This window comes from Pseudoruegeria sp. HB172150 (assembly GCF_013184805.1).
In the GTDB taxonomy this organism is placed as follows: domain Bacteria; phylum Pseudomonadota; class Alphaproteobacteria; order Rhodobacterales; family Rhodobacteraceae; genus Psychromarinibacter.
In genome coordinates this window covers 1038291-1059144 of the sequence record NZ_JAATNG010000001.1, presented here as the reverse complement: position 1 = coordinate 1059144, position 20854 = coordinate 1038291, and the positions used below count along the sequence as shown (strand labels likewise).

The window sequence follows — 20854 nt, the reverse complement described above, 5'->3', positions numbered from 1 at the left end:
TATTTTCGTAGACTGCGGCGCGTTTTCATGGCAGTCAATAAGAAATTGCAAAACGCCAGCGGAAGATGAAATTCATTTTCATAATCAGCCCGATCAAGAGGCATGAAAACGCAACAGGGGCTCACGTGATCCGCACGAAAAAGGCTCAGGGCAGATGACGGACGGGGTTTCTCCGGGGGCGCGGCGCCTGTTCGACGGCGTGCGCTGGCATGAAAATGCCGCCCTGCGGATCGAAAATGGCCGCGTCGCGCAGGTGATTCCCGCCTCTCCCGAGGCAGACCTGATCGTTCCGGGGTTCGTCGACCTTCAGGTCAATGGCGGCGGCGGGGTGCAGTTCAACGACGCCCCCTCCCCCGAGGCCATCGCGACAATTGTCGCGGCGCACCGCAAGGGCGGCACCACCGCCATGCTGGTGACGCTGATCACCGACGCGCGCGAGGTGACCGAAGCCGCCATCGCTGCCTGCACGCAGGCGCGCGCCGCCGGTCAGGAGGGGCTCTGCGGCCTTCACCTCGAGGGGCCGCATCTGGACCCTGCGCGCAAGGGCACTCATGCGGGTGAGCTGATCCGCCCGATGGAAGATGCGGACCTGCAGAGGATCGTTGCCGCGCGCGAGGGCTGCGGCTGCCTTTTGACGACCGTCGCGCCGGAGGCGGTCAGCACGGCGCAGATCAGGACGCTCGCCGAGGCAGGCGTGATCGTCTCGCTGGGCCACAGCGACTGCACCGCCGAAACCGCGCAGGCGGCATTTGCCACGGGCGCCACTATGGCGACGCATCTTTTCAACGCGATGAGCCAGCTGGGCCACCGTGCGCCGGGTCTCGTCGGTGCGGTCCTCGATACCGGCGCGGTCTCGACTGGCCTTATCGCCGACGGCTTCCATGTCGCGCCCGAGTCCATGGCCATCGCCCTGCGCGGCAAGCGCGAGCCGGGGCGGATCTTCCTCGTCTCCGACGCGATGGCAGCGACCGGTTCAGACCTGACCGAATTCACCCTGAACGGCCGCACGATCCACCGCGCCGGCGGGCGGCTGACGCTGACCGACGGCACCCTTGCCGGGGCGGATATCACCATGCTCGACGCGGTGCGCTATTGCACCGGCACTCTCGGGCTGGATCTTGCAGAGGCGCTGCGCATGGCGTCCCACTACCCGGCGGAAGCGGCGGGCCTGCATGGAAAAGGCCATCTGGAACCCGGCGCGGACGCGGATTTCCTGTCACTCGACAAGGACTTGCAGCTAACCTCCCTGTGGGTAGGCGGCGAGGAGAAGGGTGCGTCATGATTGTCTGCTTCGATATCGGAGGCTCCGCCATCAAGGCAGCCTGGGCGACCAGCCCGAACAGTGTGCGCCCCACCTCGCGGCGCCCGACCCCCGTGGACGATTTCGACGCCTTCGTCGCCGCGCTGCGCGATGGCATCGCCGAGGCCGGTTCGCGCCCGGAGTCCGTGGCGATCTCCATCGCCGGGGTCGTCGATCCGAAGACCCTCGAAGCCACCGTCGCCAATATCCCCTGCCTGACCGGCCGCCGCATCCAGCCGGAGCTGACCGCAGCCCTCGGCCTGCCGGTCCGCATCGCCAACGATGCCGACTGCTTCGCACTGGCAGAGGCCACCGTGGGGGCCGGGATCGGGCACGAGGTTGTCTTCGGCGCGATCCTTGGCACCGGCGTGGGCGGCGGCCTTGTGGCGAATGGCCGGCTGGTCGCGACGCTGGGTTATGCAGGCGAATGGGGCCACGGCCCGGTTGCCGCGCGGATGCTGAACTGTCTCGACGCGCCCCTGCCCGTCTATCGCTGCGGCTGCGGGCTGGACGGCTGCCTTGACGCGATCTGCTCTGCGCGCGGCATCGAGCGGCTCTACAGGCACCTGACCGGCACGGATCTCGACTCGACCGCCGTGCTGCGTGCCTGGCACGCGGGCGACGACGGCGCCGCGCTGACGGTTACCGCGTGGCTGGAGCTGCTTTCCGGACCGCTCGCCATGGTCATCAACGTGACCGGCGCCACGGTCGTACCCGTGGGAGGCGGCCTGTCGAACGACCCCGCGCTGATTTCCGCTCTCGATGCCGCGACGCGCCCGCTGACTCTGGCAAAGCCGACCGAGCCGCTGGTCGTTCCTGCCGCCTGCCGCACCGAGCCGGGGCTGATCGGCGCAGCGATCCTGGCATTGCAGGAGACCCACCGCGATGCGGCGTGACAGGCAAAGCACGCCGCATCAGGCGTTCCGAACCCCATGGAAGGACACCGCGTGAGGATCTTCACCGCATCGCTGGCGACCGAGACCAACACCTTTTCGCCCCTGCCCACGGACCGCGCCGCCTTTGAGGCGTCGTTCTACGCGGGTCCCGGCGAGCATCCGGAAACGCCGACGCTGTGCTCCTCTCCCGTTCCGATCCTGCGCCGCCGTGGCGCCGACGAGGGCTTCACCGTGATCGAGGGCACCTCGACCTGGGCCGAACCGGCGGGACTGATCAAGCGCGAGACCTTTGAGGAACTGCGCGACGAGATCCTCGATCAGCTGCGCGCCGCGCTTCCTGTCGACGGCGTGGTGCTGGGCCTTCACGGCGCGATGGTTGCGCAGGGCTATGACGACTGCGAAGGCGACCTGCTGGAACGGGTGCGCGGCATCGTCGGGCCGGAGGTGCTGATCGCCGCCGAGTTCGACCCGCACAGCCACCTGACCCGGCGCCGTGTCGCGCAGCTCGACATCGCGGCCATGTTTCTTGAATTCCCACACACAGATTTCCAGGAGCGCGGGGAACATGTGGTAGACCTTGCCCTGCGGACCCTGCGTGGCGAGATCCGCCCGGTGATCTCGACCTTCGACTGCAAGATGATCGGCATCTACCCCACGAGCCAGCAGCCGATGCGCGGCTTTGTTGACCGCCTGAAGACGCTGGAGGGCAAGGTTACGATCCTGTCCGCGTCGGTCGTGCATGGCTTCATGGCCGGCGACGTGCCGGAGATGGGCACGCAGATCCTTGTCGTCACCGACAATGACCCCGAGGCAGGTGCGGCGCTGGCGCGGAAACTTGGGCATGAGCTTTACCGGCTGCGGGGCCAGACGGCGATGCCGATCCTCGACTACGAGGCCGGCATTGACGCGGCATTGGCGACCCGCCGGGATGATCCGGACCTGCCCGTAACCATTGCCGACACCTGGGACAATCCCGGTGGCGGCTGCGCCGGGGACGGTACATTCGTGCTGATGTCGCTGATCCGGCGCGGCATCGACCGCGTCGCCGTCGGTGCGATCTGGGATCCGATCGCGGTGTCCTTCTGCCATGCGGCGGGCCTTGGCGCGACGCTCAAGCTGCGGTTCGGCGGCAAGGCGGGGGCAGAGGCCGGGCCGCCCATCGATACCGAGGTGCAGGTGCGCCACCTCGCACAGGAAGGCTGGCAGAGCTTTCGCGCCAGCCGCGTCACTCTGGGCCGGACCGCGGTGGTGCGCATCGCCGGGACGGAGATCGACGTTGTCCTGATCTCCAGCCGCTCGCAGACCTACGAACCCACGATCTTTACCAATCACGGCATCGACTATGCCGAAAAAGAGATCCTGCTGGTGAAATCCACCAACCATTTCCACGCCGGATTCGCGCCGGTAACATCGCGCATCATCCATGTCGACAGCCCGTCGAGCTATCCGACCAACCCGGCCAAGACCGCATATCAGAAGGCAGGCGCCGATTTCTGGCCGAAGGTCGCCGATCCGCTGGGTCTTGGTGCCTGCGACGCCGCCGAAGAGGAGGCGGACGCGTGAACCTTAACGGCAAGCGTGTTGTCCTGACCGGCGCGGGTGGCGGCATCGGCAGCGCGCTGTTGGCGTCGCTGACGGCGGCGGGCGCACAGGTGGTGGCGTGCGACCGCGAGGGGATGGACATTCCGGACGCCGCCGAAACGGTGCTTTTCGACATTACCGACAGTGCGCAGACCGAGGCAGCGGCGGCGCGCATTGCAGACCGGCCGGTTGACGTGCTGATCTCCAATGCGGGCGGTACTCGGATCGAGACGCTGGACGCCACGGACACTGCCGGCATCCACTTTGACCTGACGCTGAATTTCACCGGCGCGGCGGTGTTTTCGCGCGCGCTGCTCCCCTCCCTGCGCAACCGGCCCGATGGAGCGGCAATGGTCTTTGTCGCTTCGGTGAACGCGCTCGCGCATTTCGGGAACCCTGCCTATTCGGCGGCCAAGGCCGGGCTGATCGCGTGGTGCCGCGCCATTGCAACCGAGGAAGGCCGGAACGGCGTTCGCGCCAACGTGGTCGCGCCCGGTTCCGTTCACACCCCAGCCTGGAACGAACGCAAGGCGCAGCAGCCCGAGATCTTTGACAAGGTCACTGCGCTTTATCCGCTCGGGCGTCTGGTCCGGCCAGAGGAGGTGGCGCAGGCCGCGCTGTTTCTCGCCTCGCCCGCCGCCAGCGGGATCACCGGGGCGGTGCTGCCGGTGGATGCCGGGCTGACCGCGGGCAACCTGCCGTTCCTCGACATCATCGCCGGCTGATCCGCCGGGACGCCCGACTGCTCATGCGGCGACGGTTTCTTCCGCTGTCAGGAAGGCCCCTTGTGCTCGGAGGAGGTCCTGCGTCGCACGCGCATCGAACCGGTTCTCTGCCGCCAGCGCCGCCGCACAGCCCGCTGCCTGCCCGGTGGCCAGCGAAGTGCCCATCACCCGGATTGCTGCCCCTGCCCGCCGGTCGCCATCGGCAAGCCGCCCCGCGCCGAACAGGTTTGGCGTGTCGCGGCTGGCAAGGCAGGACAGCGGGATCTGGTAGCTGCCGCGTTCCGGCGGGTAGTCGAAGCTGGACTTGTAGGTTTCGCGGTCGTGCCACTCTGCCCCCCAGGCGCCGATTGCGATGCAGTCGTCGAAGTGGCGGCGCGCTTCGATATCGGCCCAGGTGAAGCTGCGCTGTGCCTCGATATGGCGGGATTCGCGGGTGCCGAACTCGGGGCCTGTGGAGACGAGATATGCGTTCTCGCAACCCGGCAGGGTGCGCAGCGCGGCAAGGTAGCGCCAGGCCTGTGCGCGGCCGTTCGCCTCGGCGCGGGATTGCGAGACGGCGTCGCGCGGGTCGTAGGCGGCGGAGGCGACGAAGGCGATCAGGTCGCCGGAGATTGGAACACGGATCATCACGCTCTTGTCCTTGGTGACATCCGTGCCGTTGGGATACAGGCTGTGCACGGCTTGCGCGTAGTCTGCGGCCAGCACCTCTGTGCCCGGCGCGATGCCTCCGAACCGCGTTCCGAGCGTGCCGAGATTCACCCCGTCCGGATTCCCGTATCGCGTCGCGGCACCTCCGAAAGCGGCGAGATCACCGTCCCCTGTGCAGTCGACGAATGCGTTCGCAGCGAAGGTCTGAGCGCCACCATGCCCGGCAGTCGCGACACTGCAGATGCGGCCGTTCTCGCGCTCCGCCCCGGTGATCTGGAGGTTGAACAGGACCTCGACACCGGCATCCGCGCACAACTCGTCCAGAACGAGTTTGAGTGCCTCGGGATCGAATGGCGCGAAAACGCCGCGGAACCTCTGCGGCGGGGACAGGGCGCCCATGTTCCTGAGGCGATCCAGTATGTCTCCGCCGACGCCGTTGACGACACGGCGCGGTTCCTCGCCCAGCGTGTAGAGCCCGCAGAAGGTCGCGACGTTTCGCATCGTGGCCGCGCCACCGAGGCAGCCGTTGCGTTCGATCAGAAGCGTTTTCGCCCCGGTCCGCGCGCTGGCCACGGCCGCCGCGACGCCCGCGCAGCCGCCGCCCGCGACGATGACATCGTAGGTCATTCCCCTGCCTCCTGCCGTACCGGCCGCCGGATCTTGCGCAGGCTGGTGAACACGCCCCAGCCGATCAGCAGGATCGTTGCCGACAGGAACACCGCGCTGATCGGGCGTTCGAAGAAGACCAGCAGGTCCCCCCGCGACAGCAGCAGTGCCCGTCGCAGGTTCGTTTCGATCAGGGGACCCAGAACAAAACCCAGAAGAAGCAGCGCCGGGTTGAACCGCATCAGCGCCATGATGTAGCCGAAGGCCCCGATGAACACGACCGACATCACGTCGAAGGCCGATCCGCGCACCGAGTAGACGCCGAGGCAGACGAACACCGTGATCGCCGGATAGAGGTAGCTGAACGGGATCCGCAGCAGCGCCACCCAGATGCCGATCAGCGGCAGGTTCAGCACGATCAGGAACAGGTTGCCGATGCCGAAGCTGGCGATCAGGCCCCAGAACATCTCGGGTCGTTCAACCAGCATCAGCGGACCGGGCTGGACGCCGTGGATGATCATCGCGCCCAGCATCAGGGCCATGATCACGTCGCCCGGGATACCCAGCGTAAGTGTCGGGATGAAGGCGGTGATCGCCGCGGAATTGTTCGCGGATTCCGGGCCGGCAATGCCCTCGACCGCGCCCTTGCCGAATTCTTCGGGATGGCGCGACACCTTCCGCTCGACGGCGTAAGAAAGGAAGGTCGCGATGGTGCCGCCAGTGCCCGGCAGCGCGCCGAAGAAGGCGCCGAGGCCGGTGCCGCGCAGGATCGAGAACTTGACGCGCTTGAGCTGACGACGCTCACGCAGCAGGTCTTTCGGGCCGACCTTTTCCTCTACCTTCCGGGCGCCGGAGGTACGGACGTTCGAGATCACTTCGGAAATGCCGAAGAGTCCCATCGCAAGTGCAACGAGATTGACGCCGTCGAGCAGTTCCGTCTGGCCGAAGGTGAAGCGCAGCGCGCCGGAGTTCACATCGGCACCGACGCAGCCGAGGATCATCCCTACGACCACCATGGCCATCGCCTTGGCGGGCGCTTCGGAACCGACGGTGGACGCGGCGACGAGGCCGAGGAGCATCATCGAGAAGTACTCGGCGGCCCCGAATTTCGTGCCGATCTGCGCGAGGAGTGGCGCGAAAAGGACGAGAATGGCGATGCCCAGAATGGAGCCGATGAACGAGCTGGACATCGCCACGAACAGCGCCGCGCCCGCCTTGCCCTGCCGGGCCAGCGGGTAGCCTTCCAGCGCGGTGACTGCGGATTGCGGCGTGCCAGGCAGCCGGAGCAGGATCGAGGCGATGGACCCGCCGTATTGCGCGCCGTAGTAGACGCCTGCCAGCATCACCAGCGCGGCCTCGGGCGGCATGTAGAAGGTGATCGGCAGCAGCAGCGAGATCGCTGCCAGCGCGCCGACACCGGGCAGGACACCGATGAAGGTGCCGAGAAAAACGCCGAAAAAGCAGTAGAACAGGACCACCGGCTGGGTCGCGACGCCGAGGCCGTAGATCAGACCGTCGAGTGTGTTCATCTCAGCGGCCCCAGGGGAAGACGTCGAGCGGCATGCCGAGCCCGGCGACGAAGATCGCCCAGGAGATCGCCGACACGACGATGGCGGTGACGACGCGCCAGAGCAGCCCCGGTTTTGGCGCGGGAATGGTGGTGATCAGCACGGTGACGAAGGTCGACAGCAGGATACCAACCCGCTCGATCAGCACGGCGAAGACGACGACGGCGGCGAGGATGAACAGCGCTTCCTTCAGGTCCACCTTCGGGGTCGTCCCGCTTCGCAGGAAAGCAGGCACCGCCACGGCGATGCCGAGCAGCACGAGGATACCGCCCAGCACCGTCGGGAAGAACCCGGGGCCGATGCGCCGCAACTCGCCGAAGTCGTAGTGATTAACCGAGTAGAAGGCGACGGCGAGGCCGAACACGGCCAGGGCCACGCCGCCCCAGATGTCGAGATGATCGCGCTGCATAAGCCCTCCGCTACAGCCCGTAGAAGTCGATGACCGCGGGCAGCATGTCGTCCAGCAGGATCACCTTCTTCCGCGCGATCTTCCATCCGCCGGCAGTGTTGGCCAGCGTGAACTCGTAATGGCCGCAGTTGGAGGTGCGCTTGCCGACGCGGGGATCGTAGTGCTGCACATTCCAGGCGGCGGTGCCTTCGATTTCGGTATCGCTTTGCGACACGACCAGAATGTTGGAAACCATGTGGACCGTGCGCGGCAGCGGCATCGCGGTGACCGACTTGCGGGTGCGGATGCGCAGCACACGTTCCTCGAGCCCGGTGCGGCTGGTGTGATAGATCAGGGACATCTGGCTTTGCGGATCGGTGGTCGCGGTGTCCTCGTCCATCCAGATCGGCACCCAGTAGGTACAGTCGGGCGCATAGAGGTCGAGCCACGCGTCCCAGTCCTGCAGATCGAGGAACCGGCCTTCCATCGCCAGAACCTGCTCGGCGATGCGGGCGGCGCGGATGTCGGCGGTCAGCGCGTCGGGCTTCTGGTCAAGCATGGGCCACCTCCTCTGCCTCGGCGTCGCGGGAAAGGCCGCGTTCGATCAGACGAAGCCATTCGCGGTAGCCGGCATGGAACACGCTTTCGTCCCCAAAGGTGACGGGGCCGTATTTCCAGTCTGCTGTCGGGTGGTTCAGTTCCTTGGCAAAGGGGTCTTCGGCCAGCGCACCCTCCCCCAGACCACGCAGGTAACCGGAGGTGTCGCCCGCATCGCCTGCCTCGTAGCCGTACTGGACGTACTCATACATAAGGTTATCGTCGGACGCGCCGAGGCCGGTGGGATTGAAGAAATCCTCATAGTTCCGGATGCGAAGGGCGCGGGTTTCCGGCGCTTCTCCGATGGGGGCAAGGCAGTGCGTGCGCATCTCTGTCTTGCCCGGCGACAGCGGCCGCCAGGTGCGGAGCTGCATCGCCGAGATGTCGACGAGCTGCATGTTCGGAAAGACGGTCAGGTTACGCTGGCGGAGAATCCATTTGAGCTGATCCTCGCCGGCGCGGTCGCGGATCTCGTCCAGAACGGCAGGATCCTTGGCAATGGGGCGGACGTGCACCCTGCCCTGCTTGCGGATCGCGTACATCATGGCGTGGCCGTGAACGTAGCTGTAGGTGCCCGTCGCCTCGTCAACGCCGGCACCTTCGTAGGTCTTGCCGGGGGCCATGGTGCCGGTCTTTTCGCGGTGCTTCATCACCTCCATGTAGGAGGCGTGGGTGGCGGCGAAGTGGTAGAAGTCGAGCCCGTTCTCGAACTGCAGTTTCCAGTTGCCGTCAAAGGTATAGGCGACCTCTCCGGGGACGTATTCGACACCCTGCGGGCCCTGGTCCGCGGCAAGGTCGAGGAACTTGGCGGCGCCGCCGAGGTGGTCCTTCAAGGGCGGTACGTCGTCGGTCAGCGAGCCGAAGATGAAGCCGCGGTAGCTTTCCAGCCGGGCGATGCGCATCAGCGGCCAGTCGGCCTTGTCGAAGCTGTCGTGGTATTGGCCGTCCTCGGCCTGCGAGACCGCGACGCAATTGCCGGAGCTGTCGTAGCTCCAGGCGTGGTAGCGGCAGACGTGAACCCGTTTGTTGCCCTGCTTGTAGGGGCAGAGTACCGCGCCGCGATGGCGGCAGGTGTTGTAGAAGCAGTGGATCTCGCCGTCATGGTCGCGCTGCAGGATCACCGGATGCCGGCCGATATGGGCAGTCACATAATCGTCCGGGTTCGGGATCTGGCTTTCCAGCCCGATGAAATTCCAGGTGCCCTCGAAAACGTAGCGCATCTCTAGGTCGAATATCTCGGTGTCGGTGAAGATCTTGCGGTCGACGTGGAATTTTCCGCTGTCGGCTTCGTCGCGGATCATCCCGCGCACCATTTCGAGCTTTTCCCTCAGGGGCACTACGCTACCGGCCCCGCGCACGCGCTGGTTCATGGCTTTGCCTTTCGCTTCATCCGTGATGGGCGCGGCGGCGGTCCGCCGCGCCCGGCCAAATGGTCAGTTCGGCAGCAGACCAGCCTTTTCGAGCACCGCGCCCCAGACGCCGGTGTCCTTTTCGATACGCTCGGCCAGATCCGCGGTGGAGCCGCCCTGCGCCTGCCAGCCGATCGCCAGCATCTTTTCCTTCGCCTCGTCCGTCGCAAGGACTGCGTCGATCTCGGCGTTCAGCTTCTCGATGATCTCCGGCGAAGTTTCCGAGTTGCCGATGGCCGCGATCCACAGTTCGGCGCGGAAATCGTCGGGCATTCCGGCGGTGCCGGCAATCGGCGGAACGTCGGGGGCCAGGGGCGAGGATTCAGCCGAGGAGATGCCGAGGATCTTCAGGTTGCCCGCTTTGAACTGCGCCAGTGCGCCGGACGGGGCCATGAAGGCGGCATTGATTTCCTGACCGAGGATCGAGTTGGTGACCTCTGCAAAGCTGGCGAACGGGATATGCAGCATCTCTACGCCGGCAGTGGCGGCGAACAGCTCGGTCGTCAGGTGCGAACCGGAGCCCTGGCCGATGGAACCGTAGGTGATCTCGCCCGGCGCGGATTTGGCCCAGGCGATGAAGTCCTCGAGCGTGTCGGCCTCGGCATCGGAGTTCAGCGTCAGGATCAGCGGGCTGGTCCCGATCAGCGCGATGGGTGCGATGTCTTCCTCGACCGTGTAGGTGAGGTCGGGGATCAGCTTGGGCGACGTGGTCATCGGCCCGTTGGTGGTGATGCCGAACGTGTAGGCCGGATCGCCCTGCAGCATGGTCTGCACGCCGATGGCGCCGCCGGCGCCGGGCTTGTTCTCGATGACCACCGGCTGGCCGAGGCTGGCCTCGAGCCCTTCGGCGACGATGCGGCCCATCGTGTCGGGCGAGGAACCCGCAGGGTAGCCGATGATGAAGTGAATAGGCTCGCTTGGCCAGTCGTCCTGAGCGGCGGCGGGTCCGGTGATCGCGCCGAGCGCGAGGACAAGCCCCATCCCGGCACCCAGAGTGCGTGTTGATTTCATGATTTCCTCCCGAAAAATCGGCATCTGCCGTTGTTCTTTGAGAAGGGGTAGCACGGGGACCGCGTTGGACAAAGCGGCGGGATGGGCATAATCCTTGCGCGAAACGCGTAAGATGAAAGGGCGGAGAGTGGACACGCTCGAAAATCTCAGAACATTCGTCGCCGTGGCGGAGGCAGGCAGTTTTTCGGAAGCGGCGCGCCGGGCGAACATGTCTGTTTCCGTGGTGAAAAAGCGGGTCGACCAGCTGGAGCACAAGGTCGGTGTGCAGCTGTTCGAACGCAGCACGCGCAGCCTGAAACCGACCGAACACGGGCTGCGGCAGCTGCCGGCGGCAATGAAACTTCTGCGGGAAGCCTCGGATGTTCTGTCGTCTTTCAAGAAAGGTGGTACCGAAATCGCGGGCCATCTGCGGGTGAAGGTTCCGGCGACGATGGGACGCGTTCATCTGATGGATCTGCTGACCGAATTCCGGCGCGAGAATCCGCTTTTGAGCATGGAGATCTACGCTGCCGACCGCATGGTGAACCCGTTGCAGGAAGGCTTTGACGTGGCGGTCGGTGCGATACCCGGCAGCTTCGGCGGCGTCGACGAGATTGCGCTGCACCCGATGCGGCGGCTGGTGGTCGCCTCGCCCGGATACCTGCAGCAACGCGGTATGCCACAGACGCCACGAGAGCTAAGCGAGCACGACCTGCTGAATTACAGCCCGGCAGGCGAGACATGGGAATTCGAGAAGGATGGCGAGCATTTCAACGTGCGGGCGCGCTACCTGATTACCTGCAATGACGGCATGCAACTGATGAAATCCGCGAGCCAGGGCGATGGCATCACCTGTTTGTCGGAGTATCTCGTCAGCGAACCGCTGGCGCGGGGCGACCTGGTTGAGGTGCTGCCTGGTTACACGGCCAAGACCTACTGGATTTACTTGCAGATCCCGCACTCTGTGCAGAATGCGCCAAGCGTGCGCGCGTTGGTCGAGCATCTGAAGGCAGCCTTTCGCGGACCGGGACCGTGGGAGCGGAGTGGCGCGGCGGCCGGATCGTAGGCTCCGGCGACTGGTGCAGGCGGCCAGAGCATGCAACATGTTATCGAAATTTCGGACAGGGAGGCAGGCTGGTGATGGAACTGGAAGGCAAAAGCATCGTCGTGACCGGTGCGGGGCGCGGGATCGGACGGGAGATTGCGCTGGAGATCGGGCGCAACGGCGGCAAGGTGATCGTCAACGACATCGGCGCCTCGCTGAGCGGCGAAGGCACCGACAGTTCGCCCGCCGACGAGGTCGTCGCGGCGATCCGGGACGCCGGGGGCGAAGCGGCCGCCGTTTATGACAGCGTGGCCGACTGGGAAGGCGCGGGCCGCATCGTGCAATGTGCGCTGGACAGCTTCGGGCGGATCGACGGCGTCGTGAACAACGCGGGCATCCTGCGTGACCGATTCTTCTTCAACATGTCGCTGGAGGAATGGCGCGCGGTCATCGACGTGCATCTAAACGGCTCGTTCTACGTCGCCCGGGCCGCTGCGCCGCATTTCAAGGCGCAAAGCTCTGGCGCCTATGTGCATTTCGTCTCCACCTCCGGACTGATCGGCAATATCGGGCAGGCCAATTATTCGGCGGCCAAGAACGGGATCGCCGCTTTGTCGAAATCCATTGCGCTAGACATGGCGCGCTACAACGTGCGCTCGAACTGCGTCGCGCCTTTTGCGATGAGCCGGATGGTGGGCTCGATCCCCACTGACACGCCCGAAGCCAAGGCGGAGATGGCGAAGATGGAGGCGATGGAACCGGCGAAGATCGCACCGCTGGTGGCCTATCTGTGCTCCGATGCGGCGGAAGGCGTATCCGGGCAGATCTTTACCATGCGGGCCAACGAGATCTTCCTGATGAGCCAGCCCCGCCCTATTCGGTCGATGCATGCGGATGGCGGCTGGACGGTCGAGAGCATCGCGGAACGGGCGATGCCGGCGCTGGCGCCGAGTTTCTACCCGCTGGAGATGTCGCAGGATGTGTTTTCTTGGGACCCGGCGTGAAGTGATTGCCGCGCAATTCGCTCATGCGAAGCTTGCATGGCCGCCTCAAATAGTATGACTTATTAAGCGAGGGAAATGGCGATCCCGGATGTCATGAGCGACCTGCTTCTCAATTCCGCCTCGCAGACTACTGCGCGGAACAACCACGACAGGGTTCTGGCGGCGCTTGGGCAGGCCATCGTTTCAGGCGGTCATCCTCCGGGCAGCGTGCTGCCAAAAGACGAACAGCTGCTCGAGCAATTCGGAGTCTCGCGCACCGTGCTGCGGGAGGTGATGAAGACGCTGGCCGCCAAGGGGATGATTTCCGCCAAGGCACGGGTCGGGACGACCGTCAGACCGGCGCTGGACTGGAACATGTTCGACGCGCATGTGCTACATTGGCATCTCAACAGCTCCCATAGCGAGGATTTCTACCGCCAGCTCTTCGAGATGCGCCTGTCTTTCGAGCCATTCGCCGCCCGGCTGGCCGCTGCGCGTGCGACGCGGGAACAGATTGCGGCGATGCAGGAGACCGTTGCAGACATGGCAGCGGCGGAAACCGCCAAGGCTTTCGCGCTGGCGGATCTTGCGTTGCATCGTGCCGTTCTGGACGCGGCGGACAACGCCTTTTTCCATTCTGTCGGAGCATTGATCGAGGCGGCGTTGCTGGCGGCGATGCGGCGAAGCTCTCCAACCGAGCGCCCGGAATCGCAGGCAGGCGTGGTGCGGGAGCACGGGCTGATTGTAGAGGCGCTTCAGCGTGGCGATGCGGATGCGGCGGAAACCTGCATGCGAGCGGTGATCTCTTTCGGCTGGGCCCGGATCGCAGAGCTGAATACGCGGGGCTAGGTCAGGATGCAGATGCGACGGCGCCTCGTTTCGCCGCAGGTGCCTGCACATCCGCAGCCGGCGTCGACGCCCGTGCCGCTGCATCCGTCCGGCGGCGCCAATCGCCAAGCCACGCGACAGCGACCAACACCGTTGCGCCAATTGGCGGCAGCAGCCAAGGCAGCGCCTCGATATCGGAAAATCCGGCCAGCAGGACCTGGAAGCTGAGCGCCATCAGCGTGCCAGCCGAGAACACCAGCAGTCCTTGCCGACCCATCAAGCGCAAAGGCTCCGCCAGCTTATGACCGCAGGCGCGGGTGATCACGGGCAGGCATGAGACGACGTAGACCATCGCAAGAATGTGCAGTAGCCGCGGCATGGCCAGATAGGCTTTCTCGTGCGTGACGATGTGGAACGGCGCACCAAGCTGGCCAAGACGCCACATCTGGTGGTTCATGAAGTCGCCAACCTCGGGGATGTATTTCCACGCCAGGACGAAGACCAGGGTGAAAGCGGCGATGCCGAACAGGATCCAGTTCTTCGGCACGAACCGCTCGTCGCGCCGCATGTGAATGCCGATCAGCAGCCCGACCACGAAGACGAACTGCCAGGACAGCGGATCGAAAAACCATTCTCCGGTGCCCGGCGCGTTGGGTATGTTCAGGCGCCAGACTCCAGCGGCGAACCAGACCGCAAGCGAGAGGCCGGCCACAAGCCAGGGCCGCCACAAACCGCCGAGGATCATCAGCGGACCGAACAGCAGAAGGACCGAGTAGACTGGCAGGATATTCACGTAGCCGATCTGGTGCAGCAGGGCGATGACACCGGGCAGCGCCGCCTCTGGCGCTTCGAAGACGAGGCCGAGATTATGCTTTTCCAGAAGCTCGGGCATTGCGAAATAGTGCGCCCCAAGGGCAAAGATCGCGATGACCGAGAAAGTCAGGAAGATGTGGACGATATAGAGCGTCCAGGCGCGGCTCCACATCGGAGCGACGGCGGGCATCAGGCCGTTCGCTGCCCGCGCCTCGGGCAGGAAGCGGCCGGAATAGGCGAGCCCGGCGGCGATGCCAGACATAACGAAGAACGCCTCTGCCGCGTCTGAAAAGCCCCAGTTGCGGATCGTGTAATCTTCGTAGGGGTTCCCTGGCATATGGTCGATGAAAATCATCAGCAGCGCGAGGCCCCGGAATGCGTCTATCCGGGGATCGCGCGGCCGTCCCGAATGGCTCTTCGCTTTCGGGAAGCGAACAAGTTTGCCGTCAGGCTGCTGCATCAGCCATCTCCGGCATCATATCCGGCTCGGGGCGCCGAGGCGCGATCCACCGGTCCACGATGCGGTGGTATTCGGAAACGACAGGCGGCAGGCTGGTCTCTTCCGGCACCCGGAACAGAGCGTGTGTCAGCGGTCGCGAACTCCAGGCGATCAGGATCGGCGCGGCGATCATGGGAACGCAGACCGGCAGCAGCCAGAACGTGAGATCGGGCGAGATCCAGGACACCGCGAGCAGCGTGGCGGCCCCGAAAAAACTGATCCAGAGGCTGGCGCCCATGGCCTGCCAGATCGACAGGTGACCCTCGGCCCGGTTGCTGGCGGGCCAGCCGCCATCGCTGCGCAGTAGGACCTGCAGCACCGCGCGTGACTGGTACATCAGCATGACCGGCGCGAGCAGCGACGTCAGCAATATCTCGGCCAGGACCGAGACGAGTGCACGGGCGGTACTGCCGAACGAACGGACGCGGCGCGTCAGCGCGGCCTCCGCCAGAATGGCGAATTTCGGCAGGATCAGCAGGCCGACGATCCCGACGGCGAGCGCGGTGATTTCCTTGGTGCGGTCGCTGGGGAAGGACGGGAACAGCTGATGCGGGTCGGGGAAATAGTCGGGTGCCGGAGCCCAGACGGTCGCCGCCAGCGATGCCAGCAGGAAGCCTGCCCAGAACAGCGAGACAAGGTAGGCCATTATCCCTTGAAGGAAAACGAAGCGGCTCCACGGCGCGAGACCGGGAGCGCCAAGGAGGCGGATGTGCTGCAGGTTTCCCTGGCACCACCGACGATCACGCTTGGCGTAGGAAAGCACGTTTTCGGGACCTTCCTCGTAAGACCCCTCGATGCTGCCGTCGACCTGCACCTTCCAGCCGGCGCGTGCCAGCAGGGCCGCTTCGACATAGTCGTGGCTGAGTATGTGGCCGCCGAACGGCGGCTTACCGGACAGCTCCGGAAGGCCGCAGCTTTCGGCGAAAGCGCGAATGCGGACGATGGCATTATGGCCCCAGAACGGGCCCGTCGCGCCCTGCATCCGGGCGAGGCCACGCGTGAAAACAGGGCCGTGGAAGGCTGAAGCGAACTGCATCGCGCGGCCGAAGAAAGATCGCGCGGAAACGATCCTGGGAAGTGTCTGCAGCAGGCCGAGTTGAGGGTCCGCCTGCATCCGGGCGATCATCTCGCGGATCGCGGAGCCTTCCATAAGGCTGTCGGCGTCCAGAATTACCGCGAGATCATAAGCACCGCCGGAGCGGCGGATGAAATCCTCGACATTGCCGGCCTTGCGACCGCGCCCGTTATCCCGGCAGCGGTAATAAATGCGGCCGGCGCCGTCGGCCTCTTCCAGAAGTCGGGCAAAGGCGGCCCGTTCCCTGTCATTGGCAGCCGGCTCACGCGTGTCCGAAAGGACGGCGATATCGCAATTCAGCCCGGCCTCGCGAATAGACCGATCCATCGCCGCGACCCGGGCGAAGGTGCAGATCGGATCTTCGTTGCAGATTGGGACCAGCACCACCGTCGCGGGCTGCGGCGAATGCAATTCCGGCGCCGGTTGCCGGCGCAAAGGCAGGATCCCGGCAAAGGCCAGCATCGCCCCCCAGGCAAGCCAGCCGGTAGTGACGAAGATCAGCAGCGCCCTGACGAGGTCCAGAATATCGACGCCGTCCTGCACCGACGCATCCATCATCAGCACCGAAGCAACAAGGGCAGCGAGCGCCGCTGTTACCAGCGACGCTGCACGCACAAATTGGGTTCGTGTGTCGGCGCGAGGGATGGGGCGCATCGGCGACATGTGTCAGGCCCGGAGACGTGGAAACAGCACATTCAGGAACATGGCCGGGCGAAAGCCCCGTCTATCCCGCTCGAGCGCCTGCTGCGGCATCTCAAGCTGTGCCTCGGGCGGCAGCCAGGCATGACCGGGCATGTGATCCAAATTGCCTGCGCCGTTGTTAGCTTCCTCGATCATTCTTTCACCCATTGATATAGCCAAGTCTCGGTCAGCTCCCGACCGTATCCGGTGAGCCCGGCCTTCAGTTCGGCTGTCGTGCCACTGTCCGCACTCGCTTCGATCACAAGGCGCCACGCCCCTGTTTCGTCGATGCGCGACAGCACGACCTCCGCGACTTCACCCCGCAGCATGCTGACGTTAGGCGTAACTTCCGCGTCGCCGGGAAGTTCCTCCAAAAGACCGCCTTGGAAATCGATGACGAATTTCCGCCGATCGGTCTCTTCTTCGACGCCGGCAACGCCGCCTTTTCCGACACGGGTGCGCAAAACGCGGGCACGCTGAGAAGACGCCTCGCCCGGCGGTGTCAGCCCCCAATGGAGACGGTAACGGAACTCCAGCTCGCCGCCCGCCTGGGTCGGCGCTTCGGGTATCCAGTAGGCGACGACGTTGTCGTTCACTTCCAGATCCGAGGGGATTTCCATGAGGCGCACGGTTCCCCTGCCCCAATCTCCGATCGGCTCTACCATCAGGGACGGACGACGTTCGTAATGCGCCTGCGCATCCAGGTAGGTGTCGAAATCACGGTCGCGCTGCACCAGCCCGAAAGACAGCGGGTTTTCTGCCCAGAGATAAGAGCTCGCCAGGCGTGCCGGGTTCGCGAGTGGGCGGAAGAAGGTTTCGCCCGAGCGGATGTTCATCACCAGTGCTTCGCTGTCGTGAACGGCTGGCCGGAAATCGTCGAAATTGCCCGGATCAGCCTCGCCGTAGAGGAACATCGAGGTCAGGGGGGCAATCCCAAGCTGGTCTATGTCGCTGCGCAGGAAAATGCGCGCGGTCACATCCATTTCAGTGGTGTCACCAGGCGTTATGACAAAGCGGTAGGCGGCGGTAACGGACGCGCTGCGCAGCGCGGCGTAAAGCGTCACACCGTTGACACCGGGGGCCGGGCGTTCCAGCCAGAAATCGGTGAAACGCGGGAATTCCTCGCCGTCGGAGCTACCGGTATTCACCGCGAGCCCGCGCGCGCTGAGGCCATAAGCTGTGTCCCGGCCGAGCGCGCGGAAATAGCTGGCACCGAGGAAGGCGACGAGTTCATCGAACTTGTCGGGCCGGTTCAACTGCGTCAGCAGGCGGAAGCCTGCCACGCCGGGCAATTCGTAGTCAGCAGGGACTTTGGAGCCGAGGTCGCCGTAGTCGAAGTCGGCCGTCGAAAAGGCCATCGGCACCGCTTGTCCATTCCTCACCTCGTGCATGTGCACGGGCTCCTTGAAAAGCCAGCCGGGGTGGAACGCGTTGACCTGGAAGTGCGAGGGCTCTTCGTCGTCCCAGCGCATTCGGTCACGCTGGAAGCGGATGCGCTGATAGTCGTCGTAGTGCAGGTCCGCCGAGAAGTCGTCGACCTGCTCAGGTTCGGCTGGCGGTTCCTTGCTGGCGGCTCTCATACGTTCCGTCAGAACGTCGAAAGAGAACGGTTCGCCTTCCACGGGCGCAGCTGCGGTTTCGGAATCCTGCGCGAACAGGCGTGCCGGGGCTGTCAGAGCAGGAAGTGCCACGGAACTCGAGAGACCGGCTAGAAAACTTCTACGATTGGCGCGGCGACCGGAAATGCCGCCAGCGGGTAATGACCTTTGCAATGGAATCTCCGTCCGTGGTGTCCCGGCAAAAGATGGTGGTTTCCGCAGTGCGGAAATCAATAGTCCCCGCTAAGCCGCGCGGAACCTTGCCGAATTTTAAACGCGTTTTGGCATCGTTTTGCTGTGGCAGCATGAAAACCGGCCCGACCGAGCCGCGAAACGAGACTGCCAAGTTCGGCCTGCCGCCTAAATTTAGGGCAGCGCGGTGGGAAATCAGCAATGCCCCGCGAAGAATCGATCGATTTCGGCGTGCCGCCGCCGAAAAACCGGGCAGGCGTTGGCTTTTCAGTGCGACTGCTACAGGTCTCGGGCGTGAAAGATAACCAAAGCGCTTGCTCAGGCATGTACCAAAACGCCGCAATAACGGTAACTAATGGCATAAAATCGCCCACCCCCGGAGGTTGTACGATTGCAGCTATGCTGCAGTCGCAGAATTCTGCAGAGTCAAATGAGGGGGTGAGCGTTCTTGGGACCGGCAGCAGCCCGGTCGTCCGTTCGAAGCGAGAGGGTAATACGTGACTGCCAATCTACCCGAGTCGGCTGTACCGCTTGTCGTCATTCCCTGCCTGAACGAGATCGATCATATCGAAGCGCTCGTTCGGCAAATGGCCAAGCAGACCGAGGCATTCGGTGGCAGCGTGGTCGTGGCCGACGGCGGCAGCGAAGATGGCAGTATCGCCGCGGTCGCAGAACTGTCCCGGGAACTGACCGGCGTGCACCTGATCGACAACCCGCGCCAGATACAGAGTGCCGGGATCAATACTGCTGTCGCAGCATTTGGCGCCGGGCATTCACATCTCATCCGGGTGGATGCGCATAGTTCATATCCGGATGATTTCATCCTGAGGTTGCTGGAGGAAGCAGAGCGCACCGACGCCGCATCCGTGGTGGTCGGCATGGTAGCGGAAGGTCGCACAGCCTTTGAAAAGGTTTCAGCGCTGGCGCAGAATTCCCGTGTCGGGAATGGAGGTTCCAAACACCGCAATGCGGCGTCTGGCGAATTCGTCGACCACGGCCATCATGCGCTTATGCGACTGGATGCGTTCAACGAAGTGCATGGCTATGATCCTACTTTCACCCATAACGAGGATGCGGAACTCGACCACAGGTTGCGCGCGGCCGGCCATGAGATCTGGCTGACCGGGCAGACCGAGATCGTTTATTATCCCCGCTCCACGGCCGCCGGGCTGGCACGGCAATACTTCAACTACGGTCGCGGCCGGGCGCGGAACGTCTACAAGCACGGTACGGTCCCCAAACTGCGTCAACTGATCATGGCTTCGGTGCTGCCGGTCGTTCTGTTGGCCCTTCTTGCGCCGATCAGCGGATGGTTCGCGGTTCCGGCGCTGGCATGGGCTTTTGCCAGCATTGCCGCGGGATTCTCACAGGCGGTCGCCGCGCGTGACTTGCTGACGGTTGCGACGGGGCCATTGTCGATGCTTATGCACCTGTCCTGGTCGGCAGGATTCTGGCGCGGGCTGATGGGTGCGCGCCCTGTCCCTACCCCCGAAGTCAGCGCATGACCGAGATCGACATCGGCATCTGCACATACCGGCGGCAATCGCTGAATGACACGCTGCGATCGCTGGCGGCCCTAGAGGTTCCGGACGGCGTGAGGCTGCAGATCCTCGTGGCGGACAACGACATCGACCCCAGCGCGCGAGACCGGGTTTCCGCGTTCGCGAAAACGGCGCCATGGCCGGTGCACTACCTGCACCGCCCGCATGGGAATATCTCGATCGCCCGCAACGGCATTCTCGAAGCCTCCACGGCCCGCTACCTCGCCTTCATCGACGACGACGAGACCGCCGCACCCGGCTGGATCGCCGCGCTGCTGTCGGAGCATCAGGAAAGCGCGGCTGAAGTCGTGCTCGGGCCGGTCGAGCCAGTCTATTCGCAGAACGCCCCGGCCTGGATGCAGGAAAGCGGCATCCACGAGACACAGCCCGTCTGGGTCGGCGATCGGATCGTGACCGGCTATACCTGTAACGTGCTGATCGACCGCGGCCGACCGCGTATTCGTGCATTGCGGTTCCACCTTGCGCTTGGCCAGACCGGCGGCGAGGACACGATGTATTTCAGCAGCGCCCACAAGGCAGGAGCGGAGTTTGCCTTTGCCGAGGCTGCGACCATCTTCGAGCCCGTGCCGGAGGGCCGCGCCAACCTGAAATGGCTGGCCACCCGGCGCTATCGCATGGGCCAGACTCATGCCCGCACCGAGCGCAGCACCGGTCAGCGCGGCTATCTACCGTTGCTGGGATCCGCGGCGGCGAAACTGACCTATTGCGCCGGCAGCTATCTGCTGGCCCTGCCTAACGAGCGGAGACGCAACGCTGCCTATCTGAGGGGCTGCCTGCATGCGGGCGTAGTGTCCGCCCTGCTCGGCGGCAGCAATGTCCGCCTTTACGGCTCTGACGCGGCGGATCTCGCCGACATATCGGTAAGGTAAT

The 20854-nt window shown here is 64.6% G+C and carries 20 protein-coding genes; 9 read left to right on the top strand and 11 right to left on the bottom strand.

The annotated features are described in order from the left end of the window. Nucleotides 1-154 precede the first annotated feature (154 nt). The 4 genes from nagA to HCO70_RS05090 are packed head-to-tail and all read left to right on the top strand — an operon-like array spanning nt 155 to nt 4502. A complete protein-coding gene (gene nagA, locus HCO70_RS05105; RefSeq protein WP_172293699.1) occupies nt 155-1282 on the top strand; it encodes an N-acetylglucosamine-6-phosphate deacetylase in 1128 nt (375 codons plus the stop codon). Continuing rightward, entirely contained in the window at nt 1279-2196 is a 918-nt protein-coding gene (locus HCO70_RS05100; RefSeq protein ID WP_172293698.1) for an ROK family protein, read from the top strand. Before nagA ends, HCO70_RS05100 begins: the two co-directional genes overlap by 4 nt. 51 nt (nt 2197-2247) lie before the next feature. Further along, entirely contained in the window at nt 2248-3759 is a 1512-nt protein-coding gene (locus HCO70_RS05095) for a M81 family metallopeptidase (protein ID WP_172293696.1), read from the top strand. After that, nucleotides 3756-4502, top strand: a complete 747-nt coding sequence (locus tag HCO70_RS05090) for an SDR family oxidoreductase (RefSeq protein WP_172293694.1) — start codon at nt 3756-3758, stop codon at nt 4500-4502. The genes HCO70_RS05095 and HCO70_RS05090 overlap by 4 nt, the downstream gene beginning before the upstream one ends. A gap of 21 nt (nt 4503-4523) precedes the next feature. On the opposite strand, the gene HCO70_RS05085 is transcribed toward HCO70_RS05090, so the two are convergent. The 6 genes from HCO70_RS05085 to HCO70_RS05060 form a co-directional block, all read right to left on the bottom strand. Further along, nucleotides 4524-5777 carry an FAD-dependent oxidoreductase gene (locus tag HCO70_RS05085; protein WP_172293693.1) on the bottom strand — a complete coding sequence of 418 codons (1254 nt, stop codon included), beginning with the start codon at nt 5775-5777 and terminating at the stop codon, nt 4524-4526. Beyond that, entirely contained in the window at nt 5774-7285 is a 1512-nt protein-coding gene (locus HCO70_RS05080) for a tripartite tricarboxylate transporter permease (protein WP_172293691.1), read from the bottom strand. The genes HCO70_RS05085 and HCO70_RS05080 overlap by 4 nt, the downstream gene beginning before the upstream one ends. Before the next feature lies 1 nt (nt 7286). Then, entirely contained in the window at nt 7287-7733 is a 447-nt protein-coding gene (locus HCO70_RS05075) for a tripartite tricarboxylate transporter TctB family protein (RefSeq protein WP_172293690.1), read from the bottom strand. A 10-nt stretch (nt 7734-7743) separates the two neighbouring features. Further along, nucleotides 7744-8271 carry an aromatic-ring-hydroxylating dioxygenase subunit beta gene (locus tag HCO70_RS05070; protein ID WP_172293688.1) on the bottom strand — a complete coding sequence of 176 codons (528 nt, stop codon included), beginning with the start codon at nt 8269-8271 and terminating at the stop codon, nt 7744-7746. After that, nucleotides 8264-9679, bottom strand: a complete 1416-nt coding sequence (locus HCO70_RS05065) for an SRPBCC family protein (protein WP_172293686.1) — start codon at nt 9677-9679, stop codon at nt 8264-8266. The genes HCO70_RS05070 and HCO70_RS05065 overlap by 8 nt, the downstream gene beginning before the upstream one ends. A gap of 63 nt (nt 9680-9742) precedes the next feature. Then, on the bottom strand, nt 9743-10729 hold the full coding sequence (locus HCO70_RS05060) for a tripartite tricarboxylate transporter substrate binding protein (protein ID WP_172293684.1): 987 nt from the start codon (nt 10727-10729) through the stop codon (nt 9743-9745). A gap of 127 nt (nt 10730-10856) precedes the next feature. Here HCO70_RS05060 and HCO70_RS05055 point away from each other — a divergent pair, with 127 nt between their 5' ends. The 3 genes from HCO70_RS05055 (at nt 10857) to HCO70_RS05045 (ending at nt 13585) form a co-directional block, all read left to right on the top strand. After that, complete coding sequence (locus tag HCO70_RS05055) at nt 10857-11774, top strand: LysR family transcriptional regulator (protein ID WP_172293682.1); 918 nt, start codon at nt 10857-10859, stop codon at nt 11772-11774. Nucleotides 11775-11848: 74 nt separating this feature from the next. After that, nucleotides 11849-12757, top strand: coding sequence for an SDR family NAD(P)-dependent oxidoreductase (locus HCO70_RS05050; RefSeq protein WP_172296154.1), 909 nt, complete (start codon nt 11849-11851; stop codon nt 12755-12757). A gap of 93 nt (nt 12758-12850) precedes the next feature. Beyond that, complete coding sequence (locus HCO70_RS05045; protein WP_172296152.1) at nt 12851-13585, top strand: FadR/GntR family transcriptional regulator; 735 nt, start codon at nt 12851-12853, stop codon at nt 13583-13585. A 1-nt stretch (nt 13586) separates the two neighbouring features. On the opposite strand, the gene HCO70_RS05040 is transcribed toward HCO70_RS05045, so the two are convergent. From HCO70_RS05040 to HCO70_RS24590, 5 genes are read right to left on the bottom strand one after another with little or no spacing between them, the layout of a single operon-like run. Next, nucleotides 13587-14837 (bottom strand): OpgC family protein, encoded by a 1251-nt coding sequence (locus HCO70_RS05040; protein WP_172293680.1) that lies wholly within the window; start codon nt 14835-14837, stop codon nt 13587-13589. After that, nucleotides 14824-16614 carry a glucans biosynthesis glucosyltransferase MdoH gene (gene mdoH, locus HCO70_RS05035; protein WP_172293678.1) on the bottom strand — a complete coding sequence of 597 codons (1791 nt, stop codon included), beginning with the start codon at nt 16612-16614 and terminating at the stop codon, nt 14824-14826. The genes HCO70_RS05040 and mdoH overlap by 14 nt, the downstream gene beginning before the upstream one ends. A gap of 3 nt (nt 16615-16617) precedes the next feature. Continuing rightward, nucleotides 16618-16788: a hypothetical protein gene (locus HCO70_RS05030; RefSeq protein ID WP_172293676.1), complete on the bottom strand. Its 171-nt coding sequence runs from the start codon at nt 16786-16788 to the stop codon at nt 16618-16620. Next, nucleotides 16785-18323, bottom strand: coding sequence for a glucan biosynthesis protein (locus HCO70_RS05025; RefSeq protein WP_371742161.1), 1539 nt, complete (start codon nt 18321-18323; stop codon nt 16785-16787). The genes HCO70_RS05030 and HCO70_RS05025 overlap by 4 nt, the downstream gene beginning before the upstream one ends. A gap of 28 nt (nt 18324-18351) precedes the next feature. Further along, nucleotides 18352-18765, bottom strand: coding sequence for a hypothetical protein (locus HCO70_RS24590; protein WP_216665266.1), 414 nt, complete (start codon nt 18763-18765; stop codon nt 18352-18354). A gap of 154 nt (nt 18766-18919) precedes the next feature. On the opposite strand from HCO70_RS24590, the gene HCO70_RS05015 reads away from it, so the two are divergent. Then, nucleotides 18920-19927: a glycosyltransferase family 2 protein gene (locus HCO70_RS05015; protein ID WP_172293674.1), complete on the top strand. Its 1008-nt coding sequence runs from the start codon at nt 18920-18922 to the stop codon at nt 19925-19927. Continuing rightward, nucleotides 19924-20853 carry a glycosyltransferase family 2 protein gene (locus tag HCO70_RS05010; RefSeq protein ID WP_172293672.1) on the top strand — a complete coding sequence of 310 codons (930 nt, stop codon included), beginning with the start codon at nt 19924-19926 and terminating at the stop codon, nt 20851-20853. The genes HCO70_RS05015 and HCO70_RS05010 overlap by 4 nt, the downstream gene beginning before the upstream one ends. The last annotated feature ends 1 nt before the right edge of the window (nt 20854 follow it).